This window comes from Amycolatopsis sp. NPDC041971 (genome assembly GCF_055588925.1).
In genome coordinates this window covers 160,801-177,893 of sequence record NZ_JBVJCE010000001.1, presented here as the reverse complement: position 1 = coordinate 177,893, position 17,093 = coordinate 160,801, and the positions used below count along the sequence as shown (strand labels likewise).

The window sequence follows — 17,093 nt, the reverse complement described above, 5'->3', positions numbered from 1 at the left end:
TGCCCGGCTCACCTCGAAGCCGCGGAGATCCCTTGCGCACACAGCGTCCTGGCCGTCATGAACTCGGCCAGAATTTCCTCATCGACCGGAACACCATCGAAACCGTCGTGAAGCTCGTCGCCGTCACCGACGGGCCGATCATCGAGATCGGCGCGGGTGACGGCGCGTTGACCCTGCCTCTGCGACGGCTGGGCAGGCGGTTGACCGGCGTCGAAATCGACGACCGCCGTGCCGCGAGGCTGGCGGGCCGCGTCCAGCCGCCGACGGAGATCGTCACCGCGGACTTCCTGCGGTTCACCCTGCCGTCAACGCCGTACGTGCTGGTCGGCAATCTGCCGTTCCACCTGACCACCGCGCTGCTGCGCCGTGTCCTCACCGCTCCGATGTGGACGGACGCCGTGCTGCTCACGCAGTGGGAGGTGGCGCGCCGCCGCGCGGGTGTCGGCGGCGCGACCATGATGACCGCGCAGTGGTGGCCGTGGTTCGAGTTCCGGCTGGTCGGCCGGGTCCCGGCGACGGCCTTCCGGCCTCGGCCCGGCGTCGACGGCGGGCTGCTGACCATGACCCGGCGGGAGCGCCCGCTCGTCGAGGACCGCGAACGCTACCAGGATTTCGTGCGGCGGGTGTTCACCGGTCGGGGCCGGGGGATCGCGGAGATCCTGGGCGCGTCCCGCGAGACCCGGCGCTGGCTTCAGGAGGAGCGGATCCCGCCGACGGCCCTGCCCAAGACTCTCACCGCACACCAGTGGGCTGAGGTGTTTCGGCTTCAGCGAGGAAGTCCGGCTCGCGCACGCGGCGTCTCGTCGAACCGAACAGGACCCCGCCGATGACCACGGCCGCCGCGATGATCTCCAGCGGCGACGGCCGTTCGTCCAGCACCAGGAACGCCATCGACAGCCCGACCACCGGCACCAGCAGGGAGAACGGCGCGACCACGCCCGCCGGGTTGCGGCGCATCAGCGTCGTCCAGATCCCGGAGCCGACGATCGTGCCGAACAGCACCACGTAGGCGAGCCCGCCGAGGCCGATCAGGCCGGTCGGGGTGCCCAGTGTGCTCAGCGAGTGCCCGATCTCGGCGGGGCCCTCCATGACCAGCGACAGCGCGAACATCGGCAGCGGCGGCACCACCGACATCCAGAGGACGAAGTTCAACGGGTTGTCCGGTGCCGCCTGCCGGGTGCTCAGGTTGCCGAACGCCCAGCTCAGCGCGCCGAGCAGGGTCAGGATCACCGGCAACAGGGCGGCGTTCCCGGCCTGCTGCCAGGCGATCGTCGCCATCCCGGCGACGGCGAGCAGTATCCCGGCGAGCTGCCGTCCGGACACCCGTTCCCGCAGGAAGACGGCGCCGAGCAGGACGGTGAACGGGGCTGAAGCCTGCAACACCAGCGACGCGAGACCGGTCGGCATGCCGGTGTCCATCGCGATGAAGAGGAACGCGAACTGCCCGGTGCCGAATCCGAGCCCGTAGCCGAGCAGGTGGCGGATTTTCACCTTCGGCCACGGCACGAACAGGATGGTCGGGATCGCGATGACCGCGAAACGCAGCCCGCCGGCGAAGACGGGCGGGAACTGGCCGAGGGTGGCGTGGATGGCGAGGAAGTTGCAGCCCCAGAGGACGGCGACGAGCAGAGCGAGCAGACGATCGCGGGCGGGCATGTCTTCACTCTTACGTGGAACGACCATTTAGGACCAGCGAGAATATTTACAGCGACCGTTCAGTTCGGCTTCACATATGCTGGCGGGATGGACATCGGCCGGTTGCGGACCCTGCGGGAGTTCGCCGACCGCGGCAGCGTGACGGCGGCCGCGAAGGCGTTGCACTGCACCCCGTCCGCGGTTTCCCAGCAGCTGCGCGCGTTGCAGAGTGACGTCGGTCTCGCGCTCACGGAACCCGCCGGGAGAGGGCTGCGGCTGACCGACGCGGGCCGCGCGCTGGTCGCCCGCGCGGACGACGTGCTCGCCGCCCTCGAGCGCGCGGAGTCCGAATTGGACACTTACCGCAGTGCTCCGCGCGGCCGCGTCCGGATGGCGATCTTCCAGTCGGCCGGGCTGATGCTGCTGCCCGGATTGCTGCACCGGACGGCGGAATTCGACGGCCTGGACGTCATCGTGCGCGACGTCGACATGACCCCGCCGGAGGTTCCCGGGCTCGTCGCGGATTACGACATCGTGGTGGCGCACCGGGACGAGCACGCGCCGTCGCTCGGCTCGGACCGGCTGGAGACGCGGCATCTGCTGCGTGAACCGCTCGACGTCGCGCTCCCCGCGGGGCATCGGCTCGCGAAACGGCGTCGCATCGAGCTCGCCGAACTGGCCGACGAACGCTGGATCAGCGTCAACGCCGGGTTCCCGGTCGACGACATCCTCCAGTCGCTGATCATCCGCACCGGCGTGCGTCCGCAGGTCGTCCAGCGTATCAACGATTTCCGCATCACCGAACGGCTCGTCGCCGCCGGACACGGGATCGCGTTGCTGCCTCGGTACACAATGGACACTCGACGCGGCGGTGGCCTCGTCTGCCGTCCACTCGCCGGGATCAAGGCGGCGCGGCACGTGGAGGCGGTCTACCGGCTCGGTGCGTCTTCGCGGCCGGCGGTGGCGAAGGTGCTCGACGCGCTCGCCGACGAGGTCGCGGCGCTCACGGGCGAGCGTGACTCTTCAGGTGATCCAGCGCGATCTGGAGCGCGTCGGCGATCGGCGTGATGTCATGCCGCACATGGGCCATCAGCAGGCCGCCCTGGACACAGGTCATCGCGGCCTGCGCGAGCCTGGCCGGGTCGGCGTCGTCGACGAGCTTTCCCTTTTCCTGCAAGGACCTCAGTCCGCGTTCAAGATGTGATTCCCACTCGCGGTAGGCCTTGTCGAGCAGGGGCGCCATCCTGGGGTCGTCGCCGAGTTCGCCGGTGAGATTGCCGAGCGGGCAGGCGATCGGCCCCTTGGGGGTGGTCTGGACGGCCAGGATCTCCTGGGCCCACTGGTCGAAATCGGCCCAGCTGTGCAGCTCGAAGATGGTCGGCTGATTGCCGAGGATCTTTTCGACGAAACGGGCGATGACCGCTTCGACGAGTTCGTCCTTGTTCTTGAAGTAGTGGTACATCTGCGATTTCCCGGCGCCGCTGGCCGCGAGCACCTTGTCGACGCTCGTCCCGGCCACGCCGTTGACGTACATCAGCTCGGCGGCCGCGTCGACGATCGCGTCCCGAGTCATCCGCCCTCGCGGGGTCTTCGCCGGTTGACCACTCATGTACCGGATAGTACAGTCGCCTGTACTGTACCGATCAGTACAATCGAAGGAGCTGACCATGGGGGATCTCAACACCGACCTCGCCGAACTGCGGAGCTCGGTCGCGAACCACGTTCCGGCGGAGGTCGCCGAGGTGCTCAAGGCCGACCGGGAAACGTTCGCCGGGATGGTCGTCGAGGCGGCCGGGAGGCCGGGGACGGCGATGCCGGACCTCGTGCTGCCGGACGCCGGCGGCGATCAGGTCCGGGTCGCGGACGGGCCCGCGGTCGTGGTGTTCTATCGCGGCGCGTGGTGTCCGTACTGCAATCTGACCCTGCGTACGTATCAGCAGGAACTGCTGCCGGAACTGGGAAATCTGGGCGTGAAGCTGGTCGCGGTCAGCCCGCAGCTGCCGGACGACTCGCTGTCCACAAAGGAGCTGGAGTTCACCGTTCTGTCCGATGTGGACAACGAGCTGGGGCGCGCCCTCGGCATCACGTTCCGGTTGGCCCCGGAGACGAAGCCGGCCTTCGACACGCTCATCGGCGACGTCGAGAAGATCAACGGCGCGGCGGAATGGGAACTGCCGTACCCGACCGTCCTGGTCGTGGACGGCGAAGGCGTCATCCGGTACATCGACGTGCACCCGGACTACACCACCCGCACCGACCCGGCCGACATCCTGGCCGCCGTGAAGACGCTTTAGCGCTCCTGTCTCTTCGGCAGAGGGCGTGATTCGCGTGTCCAGACGGCGATCACGCGTGATTGAAGGCGGATCTCACGTGATTGAAGGCGGATCTCACGTGTGGCCGGATCGCACGGTGTCTTCCGGCTCTGGACACGCGAGATCCGGCTTCAGACACGCGAGATCCGGCTCCACGCACGCGAGATCCGGCCTTCACACGCAAAGCGGCAGTTACCGGTGGGCCCGGTTCACGGCCGAGACGACGGCCCGCAGCGAAGCGGTCACGATCGACGGGTCGATCCCGATGCCCCAGTACACCCGGTCGGAGATGGCGCACTCGATGTACGACGCCGCGCGCGCGTCGTCGCCCGGCGAGAGGGTGTGCTCGCTGTAGTCCAGCAGCCGCAGGTCGAACCCGACGGTCGAAAGCGCGTCGAAGAAAGCCGCGATCGGCCCGTTCCCGCGGCCGGTGACCTCGTGTTCGTCACCCTCGACCCGGACGGTAGCGGTGATGTCGTACTCGCCGTCGCCGCTGTCCCTGACGTGCTGGCGGACCAGCTCCAGCGGCGTCTTCAGGTCCAGGTACTCGGCCGAGAACGCGTTCCACATCGTGGCCGGGTCGACCTCGCCGCCCTCGGTGTCGGTGTGGCGCTGGACGACCTTCGAGAACTCGATCTGCAGGCGCCGCGGCAGGTCGAGCTGGTGCTCGGCCTTCATGATGTAGGCGACGCCGCCCTTGCCGGACTGCGAGTTCACCCGGATGACGGCCTCGTAGTTGCGGCCGATGTCCTTCGGGTCGATCGGCAGGTACGGGACCTCCCACGGGTGCTCGTCGACCGGCGTCCCCGCCTTGTCGGCGGCGGCCTTCATCGCGTCGAGGCCCTTGTTGATCGCGTCCTGGTGGCTGCCGGAGAACGCGGTGAACACCAGGTCGCCGGCCCACGGGCTGCGTTCGGGCACCGGCAGCTGGTTGCAGTATTCGACGGTCCGCTTGATCTCGTCCATGTCGGAAAAGTCGATCTGCGGGTCGACGCCCTGGCTGTAGAGGTTCATGCCCAGCGCGACCAGGTCGACGTTGCCGGTGCGCTCGCCGTTGCCGAACAGGCAGCCTTCGATCCGGTCCGCCCCTGCTTGGAAGCCCAGCTCGGCGGCGGCGATACCGGTGCCGCGGTCGTTGTGCGGGTGCAGCGACAGGATCACCGAATCGCGGCGCTCCAGGTTGCGGTGCATCCACTCGATCGAGTCGGCGTAGACGTTCGGCGACGCCATCTCCACGGTGGCGGGCAGGTTCAGGATGACCGGCTTCTCCGGTGTCGGCTGCCAGATGTCGGTGATGGTGTTGCAGACCTCGAGCGCGTACGACAGCTCCGTGCCCGTGTAGGACTCCGGCGAGTACTGGAAACGGAAGTCCGTGTCCGGCTGCTTCGCGGCGTAGTCGACGACCAGTTCAGCGGCCTGCGAAGCGATCTTCGTGATGCCGATGCGCTCCTCGCGGAACACGACGCGACGCTGCAGGATCGAGGTCGAGTTGTAGATGTGGACGATCGCGCGCGGCGCGCCTTCGAGCGCCTTGAAGGTGCGCTCGATCAGTTCCGGGCGGCACTGCGTCAGCACCTGGATGCTGACGTCGTCCGGGATGGCGCCCTCGTCGATGATCTCGCGGACGAAGTCGAAGTCCGTCTGCGACGCCGCCGGGAAACCGACCTCGATCTCCTTGTAGCCCATGCGGACCAGCAGGTCGAAGAACTTGCGCTTGCGCGCGGGCGACATCGGGTCGATCAGGGCCTGGTTGCCGTCGCGCAGGTCGACCGCGCACCACAGCGGCGCGGTGTCGATGCGCTTGTCCGGCCAGGTGCGGTCGGGCAGCGAGATGTCCTCGACCAGGTCGTACCAGGGGCGATAGCGGTGTACGGGCATCGAAGTGCCGCGCTGGGTGTTCCACGAAGCCTGCTCGGAAGGGGCCGGGCGCGTGGGCTTACGGATGCTCATGAGGGGAGGGTTCTCCTGAAGAATCGGGTGCGACGACCGGCACCACGAAGCCCCGCGACGGGGAGCCGGTCCGATCAGGCCCCGTCGCGGCAGCGAAGCAGGAGAGCTCGAGCCACGACGCCACCTTAACCACGAGATCTCTCGAAAGGAAACCCGGGCCGCGATCGAACCGTGACCACAGAGGCGCCCGTTCGGGTTACTCGCGGGTAGCAATCGGCCCAGGCGGCGTGCCACACTGCCCGGCATGGGCGAGCACGCTGAAGAAAAGGAAACCGCTGATCAGAAGACCAGACGCAAGGTCGACTGGCGTGCCGGAGGCGGCCGCGCGGCCGGGATACTGGCGAGCTTGGTCCGCTGGGTCGGCCTGATCTTCGCGGCCATCCTGGTGCTGCACGTCGTCTTCGTGATCGGCGAGGCGAACCCCGACAACGGCATCGTGTCGTTCGTCCGCGGCTGGGCGGACGGGCTCCTGCTGGGCTTCAAGGATCTCTTCATGCCCGAAGACGCCAAGCTCCGCGTGCTGATCAACTACGGCATCGCCGCGATCTTCTGGATGGTCGTCACGGGCATCCTCGCGAAGATCATCCGTCGGGTGGGCGGTTCCGCCTAGCGTCACGCGGAAGTCCGGAAACGCGCTTTGCGGCGCCGGGGGCACTACGCTCGGAAGATGCCCGGCTCCGGCCGCCGCGAGGCGGCTTACGAGATCGTCGCCATCGGCTCTTCGGCGGGTGGGGTCAAGGCACTGATCGAGGTGCTCGGCGCCCTGCCCGCCGACCTTCCCGTGCCCTTGGTCGTCGTCCAGCATCTCGACCCCCGTCGCGAAACGCTCCTCGCCGACATCCTCGATCGCCGGTCTTCGCTCCGGGTCAAGCTGGCCGAGGCCGGTGACGTCTTGAAGCCCGGTGTCGTCTACGTCGCGCCGCCGGACCGCCATCTGCTGGTGGAACCCGGCGACCTGGTCGGTCTGTCGGAGACCGAGCGGGTGAAGTTCGTGCGGCCGTCGGCCGATCTGCTCTTCGAGTCCATCGCCTCGGTCCACGGTCCGGCGGCACTCGTCTGCGTTCTCAGCGGGACGGGTTCCGACGGCGCCTCGGGCGCCGCGGCCATCAAGGCCCGTGGCGGTACCGTTGTCTCACAGGATCCGGAGACCGCCGAATTCAAGGGCATGCCGGACGCGGTGACGAAGGCCGTGCCGGTCGACCTGGTGCTGCCACTGGACGAAGTCGCCGGTGCGCTCGTCGGCCTGGTCAACGGAACGAGGACGGTATGAACGCGCCGGACGGCGAAATCGAAGACGGCCAGGAACTCGAAAGGCTGCTGGCGTTCATCAGGGATTCCCGCGGTTTCGATTTCACCGGTTACAAACGCGCTTCGCTGGCCCGCCGGATCCAGAAGCGGATGCAGTCGGTGAAGATCGCGGGCTACGCCGAATACCGGGACTTCCTGGAGACCAACGCCGACGAGTTCCTCGATCTTTTCAACACCATCCTCATCAACGTCACCAGTTTCCTCCGTGACACCGAAGCCTGGAGTCATCTGCGGAAGACCGTTGTACCCGAACTCGTCGAGAAGGTCGGTGCCGACGAAGAAATCCGGATCTGGAGCGCCGGCTGTTCGAGCGGGGAAGAGGCGTATTCCCTCGCGATCGTCTTCGCGGAAGAACTCGGTATCGAGGAAAGCACCAGACGGGTCAAGATCTACGGCACCGATGTCGACGAAGAGGCCTTACGCGAGGCGAGGACAGGGCTGTATCCGGCGAAGTCCTTGGATCACCTTCCCGGCGAGCTGAAGAAGAAGTACTTCGAGCCGGTCGGTAACCTGTTCGCCTTCCGGCGTGACCTCCGCCGCCGGGTGATCTTCGGCAGGCACGACATCACGCGCGACGCCCCCATTTCCCGGGTCGACCTGCTCGCCTGCCGCAACACCTTGATGTATTTCAACGTCGAGGCACAGGCGAAGATCATCGAACGGTTCCATTTCGCGCTCAACGAAGGCGGTCACCTGTTCCTCGGGAAGGCCGAAATGCTGCTTTCCGACGGTGTCCGGTTCGACGTCGCCGACATCCGGAACCGGGTGTTCAAGCTGCGGTCGGGCGGTCCGGTGGTGCGGCCCGCACGCTTCGACGTCCGGTCGGGGGCGGGGGCGCGGGACGCCACCCGGCGACGGCAGGTGTGCGAACTCGCCTTGGCGTCCTCACCCGATTCCGTGCTGGGGCTCGACCGCGACGGCACGGTCGCCCTGATCAACAGCACGGCGAGGCTCCAGTTCGGGCTTTCCCCGCACGACGTGGGCAGGCCCTTCCACGATCTGGAGGTGTCCTACCGGCCGATCGAACTCCGGGCGGTGATCGACCAGGCCCACAGCGAGCGCCGCAGCGTCCGGCTCGAATCCGTGCGGCGGCGGAGGGGCGCGCGAGAGGCGCAGTACTTCGACGTCATCGTCCAGCCGCTGATCACCGTCGACGGCGAGGACATCGGCGCGGCGATCACGTTCGTCGACACCACCGAGGCCACCAGGCTCCAGCACGAGGTGAAACGCGTGCAGGAGGATCTGGCGACCGCCTACACCGAACTCCAGACCACCAACGCGGAACTCGAGACGGTCAACGAGGAACTCCAGTCGAGCATCGAGGAACTCGAGACGACGAACGAGGAACTCCAGTCCACGAACGAAGAATTGGAGACCACCAACGAAGAGCTCCAGTCGGGCAACGAGGAACTCGAAACGATGAACGAGGAGATGCGTATCCGTACCGCGGAACTCGACGAGACGCGCATGTTCTTCGAAGGGGTGCTGGCCAGCGTCGAGGCGGGCGTGGTCGTGCTCGACGGCGAACTCCAGGTACGCAGCTGGAACCGTGGCGCGGAGGAACTGTGGGGCCTGCGGACCGGCGAGGTCTACCGGCAGGACTTCTTCGACCTGGACTTCGGCCTGCCGACGACCACGCTCCGTGACGTCGTCGAGGTCTGCAACGAGACCGGGCACCGCGCGGACCCGGTCGAGATCGACGCGGTGGACCGGAAGGGCAGGCCACTCGTCGCCTCGGTCAGCTGTTCGCCGCTGCGGGGGCCGGGCGGCGGAGTCGTGCTGATGATCGAGCGACGGCAGCCCCAGTGAGTCAGGGCCGGTGGTTCGCCTTCGCCGCGTGCTCGGAGAGCGACGCCGTCAGGTCGGCCGCGGTCATGCGGCGGCTGAGCAGACTCTCGCAAATACCGCCGATCCGGAGATTGTGGCCGCGCGCGTAGTGGCGGATCAGGTGGAACGCGTCGTCCGTGCCGATCTCCAGCCTGGCGGAGACGAGTCCCTTGGCCTGCTCGATGATCACCCGGCTGCTGAGCGCCCCTTGTAGTTGTCGCGAGGTGGCGGTGAGCCCGGCGATCGTCCGGTGGTTGAGCATGCCGATCGCCGCCGCGTCGGCGAGCGCGCTCGCGATCCGCACGTCGGCTTCCGGTAGCCGGGTGGTCTCCGTGGTCAGGATCGTCACCGCGCCGAGGACTTCCTCGTGGCGGCTGAACGGAAACGCGTGCACGGTGCGGAAACCGAGGGCAAGGGCGGCGGGTGCCAGCCGTTCCCATCGTTCGGTCGCCTCGCCGAGCCGGAAACCGACGATCGGTTCCCTCCTCTTGCAGCAGTCGATTCCTGGACCTTCTTCGGAGAGGAGGGCGCCGATCGATGGTTCGCCGAGCCGCTCGTCCGTGTTCACCACGACGGGAAGGTCGTCGTGGACACCGAAGGCGGCCAACCGGATCGACGACGAGGGAATCAATTGGGCGTAACGATCCGCCACACAGAGCCAGTAATTCACCGGGTCGAGGGTGGGGACCAGCGTGTCGGCCAGCTCCAGCAAGGTGTCGGCGACCCATCTTTCGCGATTTCGCATCAGAAGCGGCCTTCCTGCGGATTGCAGTTCGAAGAGGCGCTGGGCACTCAACGTTAGTCTTCTTCCGGATGGCCGAGAACCCCCGGGGCTCAGCCATTCGGGTCACTTCGGCGGGCATGGCGCGGGCGTACGCTCAGCCCCATGTGGGACGGCACTGGTGGCCGGTACGACCCGTCGGCGCTGCGCGGACTGATCGAAACCGAGCGCGGGCGCGCGGATCGCGCGGCCGCCGTCGCCCGGCGGCACGAAGGCCTGCTCGCCACGGCCGTCGGGTCCATGCGGTCGTTCCACCGCCGGATGGCGGAACTGCACCGCGCGACCGAAGAAAAGCACCGTGCCGCGGCCGCGCTGCACACCGGCTACCTCGACGCCGTCGGGCGCTGGGCGAACCGGGCCGGGAAACCGGCCGGTGTCCCGCCTGCGTTCATGGCGGCGGTGGCCGAGGCGTCCGGCGTCGAGAGCCTGGTGGTGACCCTGTTCGGCCTCGCCGGGTGGGACTCGGCCGTCGTGGCGTCCGATTCCGTCGCCGCCCGGGTGCACGACCTCGAAGAAGTCCTCGGCGAAGGGCCGGCACGGGACACGCCGCTGAGACCCGGTGTCTGCCGCGAACCGGAGCTTTCCGGGCGGTGGCCCCGATTCGGCCCCGCCGCGCGGGAATTCGGGATCCACGCGGTGGTTTCGGCGCCGCTGGGCCTGCCGAAGGCGATGATGGGGACCCTCACCGCGTATCGGCCCGAGCCCGAACCGGCCGTCGCGGTGGCCCGGTCCGTGGGAGTGGTCGCCGAAGCGCTGACCGAAACCGCGTTGAACCCCGCCGTGCGGCTCGACGGTGCCGACGGTCTTCCCGTACATCCGTTGTTCGGCGACCTGGATCGCCGGGTCGTGCTGCATCAGGCCGCGGGGATGGTGATGGCCGCCCACGACTGTTCGGTCTCGGACGCGCTGGCCATGCTCCGGGCGCACGCCTTCACCCGGAACGGCAACGTCACCGAACTCGCCGAGGCCATCGTGGCGGGGACCTATCGGCTCACTTGAGCGCGAAACGTTCGTAGGCCTCGATGGCGGCTTTCGGGTCGTCCGCCTGGAACTTCACGACGCGGACGGTCTCGGTCTTGCCGAGCGGCCGCGTCACGATGATCGGCTCACGCAGCTCGGCGACCAGGTTCGTCTCGTAGAAATTGTCGTGGCTGAGCCAGGTTTCGTCGCGGAACGCCTTCGCCTTGGCCGGGTCGTGACTTTCCTTCACCTGCCGCAGGCTGACGACGTTCTCCCGCGGGATCCGCACGTCGTAGAACGAGCTGTAGCGCACCCGCACCTCGCGTGAAGAGATCACATGCGGCCGGACGACAGTGCCGGCGTAGACCCCGAACACGAGCAGCACCGAGTACACGCCCAGGACGAGCAGCAGCAGGTCGACGGCCAGGCCGAAGTCGATCAGCCAGAACAGACCCGCCTCGACGGCGCTCACCACGGCCATGACGATGAAGATCGGCTTGCCGTTTCCGCCGTACGGCACCGCGACGGCGTCCCCGTCGACGCCGTCCTCGCGGCCCCTCACATAGAGCCAGAGACCCGCCATCGTGCGCGATTCGTTGCGGACGAGACCGCGTAAAGCCCCCATGACCCCAGGTTACCGATCGAATTGCGTCAGGATCTTCAGCGCGTCGGCGGAACCCGGGTCCTTCGGTGTGTAGATCTCCAGCCGGTGGCCGGGACTGTCGGGCTGGAGCCACACCTGGTAGTCGACGCTCACCGTGCCCACCGTCGGATGCTGGAGACGCATCGCGCCGACGGTGCAGTCGGCGACGTCACCGGTCGCCCAGAGGGTCGCGAATTCGTCGCTGCGCATCGAAAGTTCGCCGATGAGCGCGGCCAGCCGGGCGTCGGTGGGGTGGCGGCCCGCGGTCAACCGCAGATAGGCGACGTGCACGCGGGCGAGTTCGGCCCGGTTCCGGTGCAGTTCGCGGGTGAGCGGATCGAGGAAGAACATGCGCGGCAGCGAAGGCCTTCGCTCCGGATCCGCCGGAGCGTCGAAGCCGAGGTGTTCGGCCATGAGCGTGTGCCCGGCGTGGTTCCAGGCGAGCACGTCGCCACGACGGCCGAAGACGAGCGCGGGAACGGCCTCACCGAGGTTCTCCAGCAGCGCGAGGACCCGGGGATGCGGATCCTCCCGGCCGGGGTCGGACAACTTCGGGAGCGGGGACTGCCGGGCGAGGTTGTGCAGGTGGACGGTCTCGACGTCGTCGAGCCGGAGCGCGCGGGCGAGCGCGTCGAGCACTTGCCGTGAAGCGGTTTCGGCCAGGCCCTGCTCCAGCCGCGTGTAGTACCCGGCGCTCACCCCGGCGAGCTGGGCGAGCTCCTCGCGGCGCAGGCCGGGCACACGGCGCGAGGTGCCGTAGGTGCGCAAGCCGAGTTCGGCGGGAGTCACCCGGTCACGACGGCTCTTGAGGTACACACCGAGGCTTTCCATGACCCCGAGCCTAGGTTTCCGGGCGGCGCCGTGGGTGTACCTGCCGGGTGTACCCACACCACGGGGATGGTTGCCGCGCTGGCGCCCACGCACCGTCGATGTCATGACGCGACAGCATTCCCGGGCCTGGTTCGGCCTGCTGGTGATCCTTTGCCCGGTCTTCCTGGTCGCCATGGACGGCTCGATCCTGTTCCTCGCGATGCCCAGGATCAGCCAGGCGCTCACCCCGACGGCCGATCAGGCGTTGTGGATCCTGGACGTCTACGGGTTCGCGGTCGGCTCGCTGCTGGTCGCTTTCGGTGCCATCGGTGACCGGTACGGCCGTTTGAAGCTGCTGATGATCGGCGCGGCCGTGTTCGGCATCGGTTCGGCGGGCGCGGCGTTCGCCCCGAGCCCGGAGTCGCTGATCGGGTTCCGTGCCTTGATGGGACTGGCGGGCGCGACGCTGTTGCCGTCCGCGCTGGCGGTGTTGAGCGAACTCTTCACCGATCCTCGGCGACGGGCGCAGGCCATCGGCGTCTTCGCCGCCGCGTTCGCCGCCGGTTTCGCGATCGGTCCGGTCGTCGGCGGGATCCTGCTGGAGCGGTTCCCGTGGGGTTCGGTCTTCCTGGTCAACCTGCCGGTGATCGCGGTTTTCCTGGCGCTCGCGCCGGTGCTGCTGCGGGAGGTGCGGGCCACGGGGCGGGGCCGTGTCGACGTGCTGAGTGTGGCGCTCTCCGCCGCCGGTCTCCTGCTCGCGATCTACGGGATCAAGCACGCGGCCGCCGACGGCCTTTCCGTGGTCGCGGCCGCCGCGGGGATCGCCGGGGCGGTGCTGCTGGTGTGGTTCGCCCGACGTCAGCGCGGCCTCGATCACCCGCTGGTCGACTTCTCCCTGTTCCGCGACCGCGTCTTCACGATCGCGATCGTCACCGGGCTGCTGCCACTGGCGGCGTGGTCGGCGGCGGCGTATCTGTCGGGGATCCACCTGCAGTCCGTGCTCGGGCTACCCGTCCTGCACGCGGCGCTGCTCGCTCTGCCGGGGGCGGCCGTGCTCACGATCATGTGCGTCGCCACGCCCGCGCTGGTCGACCGGATCGGCAGACGCGCGGCGCTGGCCGTCTGCCACTTCTCCATCGCGGCCGGGCTCGCCCTGCTGCTCATGACCGGTGTCACGGGCGGAGCGGGCTGGTACGTCGCCTCGACGGTGGTCGCCGGTGTCGGCTACGGCATCTCGTTCAGTGTGGTGGCCGACACGGCCGTCGCAGCGGTGCCCGCCGAGCGGGCGGGAGCGGCGGGCGCGATCGCCGAAACGAGCAACGAGATCGGCAACGCGCTGGGCATCGCGCTCATGGGTTCGCTCGCCGCGCTGGTGTTCCGCCTGGCAGGTCCGGATCTCGCGCCCACCCTCGGCGAAACCCTCCAGCTGCCCGATATCGCGTCCACGGCCGCTGTTGACGCGAAGGAGGCGTTCGTCGCGGGGCTGCACGCCGCCGTCGCCGTGCTGAGCCTGCTGCACGCCGGGCTGGGGGCTCTCGCTCTGCGATGGCTCCCTCATCCGGAGAAAGCGCTTGTGCCCCAGGCGTCGGCGTAAGCGAATTCGGCCAGCGGGACCCGCTCGCGCGGCGCCTTCTCGCGCTCGACCCGCCAGTCCTCTTCGAGCACCGAAGGGTCCGCGGACGAGCCGACGGCGATGACGACCTTCGGGACGACGTCGTCGGGGAGCCCGAAGAAGTCCTTCGCCGCTTCGGCGGAGAAACCCGCCATCTGGTGCGCGATCAGACCGAGGTCGACGGCCTGGACCACGAGGTTCTCACTCGCCAGCCCCAGCCCGTACTCGGCGTACGGGACGTCGCCCTTCTCGTTCGTGGTCACCATCACGCCGATCAGCAACAGCCCGGCGCGATGGGCCCACGCGCGGTTGCCCGAGTTGAGCGTCGAGAGGATGCGGTCGAACGACGGCGTGCCGCGCAGCCCGACCAGGTAACGGGCGGGTTGGGTGTTGCCGAACGACGGCGCCCAACGGGCCGCTTCGAGCAGCGCGCGGAGCTGGTCTTCGGTGACGATCGCTGACTCGTCGTAGGCGCGCGGGCTCCAACGGTGGGCCAGGATCGACGCGATCGGGGTACTCGTGTCGGCGGGTTTGTGCATTAGCGCACCCTAACAAGGGTGCTCTCCGTCACTAAAGTGAAAGCCCTCCGACAATTTCGTTGGTGTCAAGGAAGATTTACTTCCCGGAGTCCTCGAAGTGGTGGTCAGGACCACTTACGAGGGTGGCGAGCGTGCGTGTCCCCGGTAGGCTTTCGCCCAAATAGGGACGCGGGGGCTCCTCGGTGCCCACCAGGAGCACGCCCGGCCCGTCTAGGAGGTTCGGGCGTGGCCCTCGTGGTCCAGAAGTACGGCGGTTCGTCGCTGGAAAGTGCCGACCGGATCAAACGCGTCGCGGAGCGCATCGTCGCCACCAAGAAGGCGGGCAACGACGTGGTCGTCGTCTGCTCCGCCATGGGTGACACGACGGACGAGCTGCTCGACCTGGCTCAGCAGGTCAACCCGGCGCCGCCGGAACGCGAAATGGACATGTTGCTCACAGCGGGTGAGCGTATCTCCAACTCGCTGGTGGCGATGGCGATTTCGGCCTACGGCGCGGAGGCTTGGTCGTTCACCGGCTCGCAGGCCGGTGTGGTGACGACGTCCGTGCACGGCAACGCGCGGATCATCGACGTCAGCCCCAGCCGCGTGACGGAGGCCCTCGACCAGGGCTACGTCGCGTTGGTGGCGGGTTTCCAGGGCGTGTCGCAGGACACCAAGGACATCACCACCCTCGGCCGCGGCGGTTCGGACACCACCGCCGTCGCGCTGGCCGCGGCGCTGAACGCCGACGTCTGCGAGATCTATTCCGATGTGGACGGTGTGTACACCGCCGATCCCCGGGTCGTGCCCGACGCCCGCAAGCTGGACACCATCGCCTACGAGGAGATGCTGGAGCTGGCCGCGAGCGGGTCGAAGATCCTGCATCTGCGCTCGGTGGAGTACGCGCGCCGCTACGGCGTCCCGATCCGAGTCCGTTCTTCCTACAGTGACAAGCCGGGCACCACGGTGACCGGTTCTATCGAGGAGATCCCCGTGGAACAAGCGTTGATCACCGGTGTGGCGCACGACCGCTCCGAAGCCAAGATCACGGTGACCGGAGTGCCGGACCACGCCGGCGCCGCCGCCAGGATCTTCCGGGTGATCGCCGACGACGAGATCGACATCGACATGGTGCTGCAGAACGTGTCCAGCACCGTCTCGGGCCGCACCGACATCACCTTCACGCTGTCGAAGGCCAACGGCGCCAAGGCCGTGCGGTCGCTGGAGAAGATCAAGGCGGACATCGGCTTCGAGTCGGTCCTCTACGACGACCACGTCGGCAAGGTCTCACTCGTCGGCGCGGGGATGCGTTCGCACCCCGGTGTGACGGCGACGTTCTGCGAGGCGCTCGCGCAGTCGGGCGTCAACATCGAAATCATCAACACCTCGGAGATCCGGATCTCGGTGCTGATCCGGGACGCGCAGCTCGACGACGCGGTGCGCGCGATCCACGAGGCATTCGAACTGGGCGGCGACGAAGAAGCCGTCGTCTACGCGGGGAGTGGTCGCTGATGTCGGAAGGTCTGCGGGTAGGAGTCGTCGGGGCGACCGGTCAGGTCGGCGGCGTCATGCGCCGTCTGCTGGCGGAACGGGGTTTCCCGGTCGCCGAAATGCGGTACTTCGCTTCGGCGCGGTCCGCCGGCTCGAAACTTCCTTGGCGGGACGAGGAAATCGTCATCGAGGACGCGACGATCGCGGATCCGTCCGGTTTGGACATCGCGCTGTTCTCCGCCGGTGGCTCGACCTCCAAGGCGCAGGCGGAGCGGTTCGCCGCGGCCGGCGCCACGGTGATCGACAACTCGTCGGCGTGGCGCATGGACCCGGACGTCCCGCTGATCGTCAGCGAGGTCAACCCGGAGGCGATCAAGGAAGCCCGCAAGGGGATCATCGCGAACCCCAACTGCACCACGATGGCCGCGATGCCGGTGCTCCAGCCGCTGCACGCCGAAGCGGGCCTGGTGCGGCTGGTCGCGAGCACCTACCAGGCGGTGTCCGGCAGCGGGCTCGGCGGTGTCGAGGAGCTCGAAGGCCAGCTCGCCGCGGCGGCCCCGAACGCGGGCGCGCTGACCCACGACGGCGCGGCGGTGACCTTCCCCGAGCCGAAGAAGTACGCGCGGCCCATCGCGCACAACGTCCTCCCGCTGGCCGGGTCCATTGTGGACGACGGTGAGTTCGAGACGGACGAAGAGAAGAAGTTCCGCAACGAGAGCCGCAAGATCCTGAGCATCCCGGAGCTGCGGGTCTCCTGCACCTGCGTGCGGGTGCCGGTGTTCTCGGGGCACTCGATCTCGATCAACGCGGAGTTCTCGCAGCCGCTTTCGGTCGCCCGCGCGACCGAACTGCTCACCGGCGCTCCCGGCGTGGAGCTGTCGGACATCCCGACGCCGCTGCAGGCCGCCGGCCAGGACCCGTCGTACGTCGGGCGCCTGCGGACGGACCCGGGTGTCGACGGCGGTCGCGGTCTGGTGCTGTTCCTGGCGAACGACAACCTGCGGAAGGGCGCGGCGCTCAACGCCGTGCAGATCGCGGAACTGGTCGCGCGGTCCTGACGCCCGCTTGATCTCCGTGCAGAGTCGGGGGGGGGGGGGGGGGGGGGGGGGGGGGGGGGGGGGGGGGGGGAAAGGAGAGGGGGGGGGGGGGGGGGGGGGGGGGAGGGGGGGGGGGGGGGGGGTGGGTGGGGGTGTCAAGAGACCACCCCATCCCCTCGAGTGTACTCCTCTCTCCGAAGCGGCTTGTC

At 68.4% G+C, this 17,093-nt stretch carries 17 protein-coding genes; 10 read left to right on the top strand and 7 right to left on the bottom strand.

The features are described from left to right. Positions 1-32 precede the first annotated feature (32 nt). A complete protein-coding gene (gene erm, locus ACZ6DT_RS00870) occupies positions 33-830 on the top strand; it encodes a 23S ribosomal RNA methyltransferase Erm (protein WP_465586740.1) in 798 nt (265 codons plus the stop codon). On the opposite strand, the gene ACZ6DT_RS00865 is transcribed toward erm, so the two are convergent. Then, a complete protein-coding gene (locus tag ACZ6DT_RS00865; protein WP_465586737.1) occupies positions 733-1,656 on the bottom strand; it encodes an EamA family transporter in 924 nt (307 codons plus the stop codon). The two genes, erm and ACZ6DT_RS00865, sit on opposite strands and share 98 nt — an antisense overlap. 87 nt (positions 1,657-1,743) lie before the next feature. Here ACZ6DT_RS00865 and ACZ6DT_RS00860 point away from each other — a divergent pair, with 87 nt between their 5' ends. Then, positions 1,744-2,703 carry a LysR family transcriptional regulator gene (locus tag ACZ6DT_RS00860; RefSeq protein ID WP_465586734.1) on the top strand — a complete coding sequence of 320 codons (960 nt, stop codon included), beginning with the start codon at positions 1,744-1,746 and terminating at the stop codon, positions 2,701-2,703. Here the strand turns inward: ACZ6DT_RS00860 and ACZ6DT_RS00855 are convergent. After that, a complete protein-coding gene (locus ACZ6DT_RS00855) occupies positions 2,639-3,244 on the bottom strand; it encodes a TetR/AcrR family transcriptional regulator (RefSeq protein WP_465586731.1) in 606 nt (201 codons plus the stop codon). The two genes, ACZ6DT_RS00860 and ACZ6DT_RS00855, sit on opposite strands and share 65 nt — an antisense overlap. Positions 3,245-3,302: 58 nt before the next feature. Here ACZ6DT_RS00855 and ACZ6DT_RS00850 point away from each other — a divergent pair, with 58 nt between their 5' ends. Then, a complete protein-coding gene (locus ACZ6DT_RS00850; protein ID WP_465586728.1) occupies positions 3,303-3,929 on the top strand; it encodes a peroxiredoxin-like family protein in 627 nt (208 codons plus the stop codon). A gap of 210 nt (positions 3,930-4,139) precedes the next feature. Here the strand turns inward: ACZ6DT_RS00850 and leuA are convergent, their stop codons facing one another. Further along, entirely contained in the window at positions 4,140-5,897 is a 1,758-nt protein-coding gene (gene leuA, locus ACZ6DT_RS00845) for a 2-isopropylmalate synthase (RefSeq protein ID WP_465586725.1), read from the bottom strand. 244 nt (positions 5,898-6,141) lie between these two features. Between leuA and ACZ6DT_RS00840 the strand changes: the two genes are divergently transcribed. The 3 genes from ACZ6DT_RS00840 to ACZ6DT_RS00830 are packed head-to-tail and all read left to right on the top strand — an operon-like array spanning position 6,142 to position 9,014. Beyond that, positions 6,142-6,507 (top strand): hypothetical protein, encoded by a 366-nt coding sequence (locus tag ACZ6DT_RS00840; protein WP_465586722.1) that lies wholly within the window; start codon positions 6,142-6,144, stop codon positions 6,505-6,507. A gap of 57 nt (positions 6,508-6,564) precedes the next feature. Beyond that, complete coding sequence (locus tag ACZ6DT_RS00835; RefSeq protein ID WP_465586720.1) at positions 6,565-7,167, top strand: chemotaxis protein CheB; 603 nt, start codon at positions 6,565-6,567, stop codon at positions 7,165-7,167. Next, positions 7,164-9,014: a CheR family methyltransferase gene (locus ACZ6DT_RS00830; protein ID WP_465586717.1), complete on the top strand. Its 1,851-nt coding sequence runs from the start codon at positions 7,164-7,166 to the stop codon at positions 9,012-9,014. Before ACZ6DT_RS00835 ends, ACZ6DT_RS00830 begins: the two co-directional genes overlap by 4 nt. Position 9,015: 1 nt before the next feature. On the opposite strand, the gene ACZ6DT_RS00825 is transcribed toward ACZ6DT_RS00830, so the two are convergent. Beyond that, on the bottom strand, positions 9,016-9,777 hold the full coding sequence (locus ACZ6DT_RS00825) for an ANTAR domain-containing protein (protein WP_465586715.1): 762 nt from the start codon (positions 9,775-9,777) through the stop codon (positions 9,016-9,018). A gap of 141 nt (positions 9,778-9,918) precedes the next feature. Between ACZ6DT_RS00825 and ACZ6DT_RS00820 the strand changes: the two genes are divergently transcribed. Next, positions 9,919-10,812, top strand: a complete 894-nt coding sequence (locus ACZ6DT_RS00820; protein ID WP_465586713.1) for an ANTAR domain-containing protein — start codon at positions 9,919-9,921, stop codon at positions 10,810-10,812. On the opposite strand, the gene ACZ6DT_RS00815 is transcribed toward ACZ6DT_RS00820, so the two are convergent. Together ACZ6DT_RS00815 and ACZ6DT_RS00810 are read right to left on the bottom strand one after the other, a co-directional pair. Beyond that, complete coding sequence (locus ACZ6DT_RS00815; RefSeq protein ID WP_465586711.1) at positions 10,805-11,398, bottom strand: hypothetical protein; 594 nt, start codon at positions 11,396-11,398, stop codon at positions 10,805-10,807. The two genes, ACZ6DT_RS00820 and ACZ6DT_RS00815, sit on opposite strands and share 8 nt — an antisense overlap. 9 nt (positions 11,399-11,407) lie before the next feature. After that, on the bottom strand, positions 11,408-12,247 hold the full coding sequence (locus ACZ6DT_RS00810; RefSeq protein WP_465586709.1) for a helix-turn-helix transcriptional regulator: 840 nt from the start codon (positions 12,245-12,247) through the stop codon (positions 11,408-11,410). Positions 12,248-12,350: 103 nt separating this feature from the next. On the opposite strand from ACZ6DT_RS00810, the gene ACZ6DT_RS00805 reads away from it, so the two are divergent. Then, the gene (locus ACZ6DT_RS00805) at positions 12,351-13,820 is read left to right on the top strand and encodes an MFS transporter (protein WP_465586706.1); all 1,470 of its coding nucleotides are present in this window, start codon (positions 12,351-12,353) and stop codon (positions 13,818-13,820) included. On the opposite strand, the gene ACZ6DT_RS00800 is transcribed toward ACZ6DT_RS00805, so the two are convergent. Beyond that, positions 13,781-14,377, bottom strand: a complete 597-nt coding sequence (locus ACZ6DT_RS00800) for a nitroreductase family protein (protein ID WP_465586703.1) — start codon at positions 14,375-14,377, stop codon at positions 13,781-13,783. The two genes, ACZ6DT_RS00805 and ACZ6DT_RS00800, sit on opposite strands and share 40 nt — an antisense overlap. A gap of 225 nt (positions 14,378-14,602) precedes the next feature. Between ACZ6DT_RS00800 and ACZ6DT_RS00795 the strand changes: the two genes are divergently transcribed. Both ACZ6DT_RS00795 and ACZ6DT_RS00790 read left to right on the top strand, forming a co-directional pair. Continuing rightward, positions 14,603-15,868: an aspartate kinase gene (locus ACZ6DT_RS00795; protein ID WP_465586700.1), complete on the top strand. Its 1,266-nt coding sequence runs from the start codon at positions 14,603-14,605 to the stop codon at positions 15,866-15,868. Beyond that, positions 15,868-16,905 carry an aspartate-semialdehyde dehydrogenase gene (locus ACZ6DT_RS00790; RefSeq protein ID WP_465586697.1) on the top strand — a complete coding sequence of 346 codons (1,038 nt, stop codon included), beginning with the start codon at positions 15,868-15,870 and terminating at the stop codon, positions 16,903-16,905. Before ACZ6DT_RS00795 ends, ACZ6DT_RS00790 begins: the two co-directional genes overlap by 1 nt. Positions 16,906-17,093: the final 188 nt, after the last annotated feature.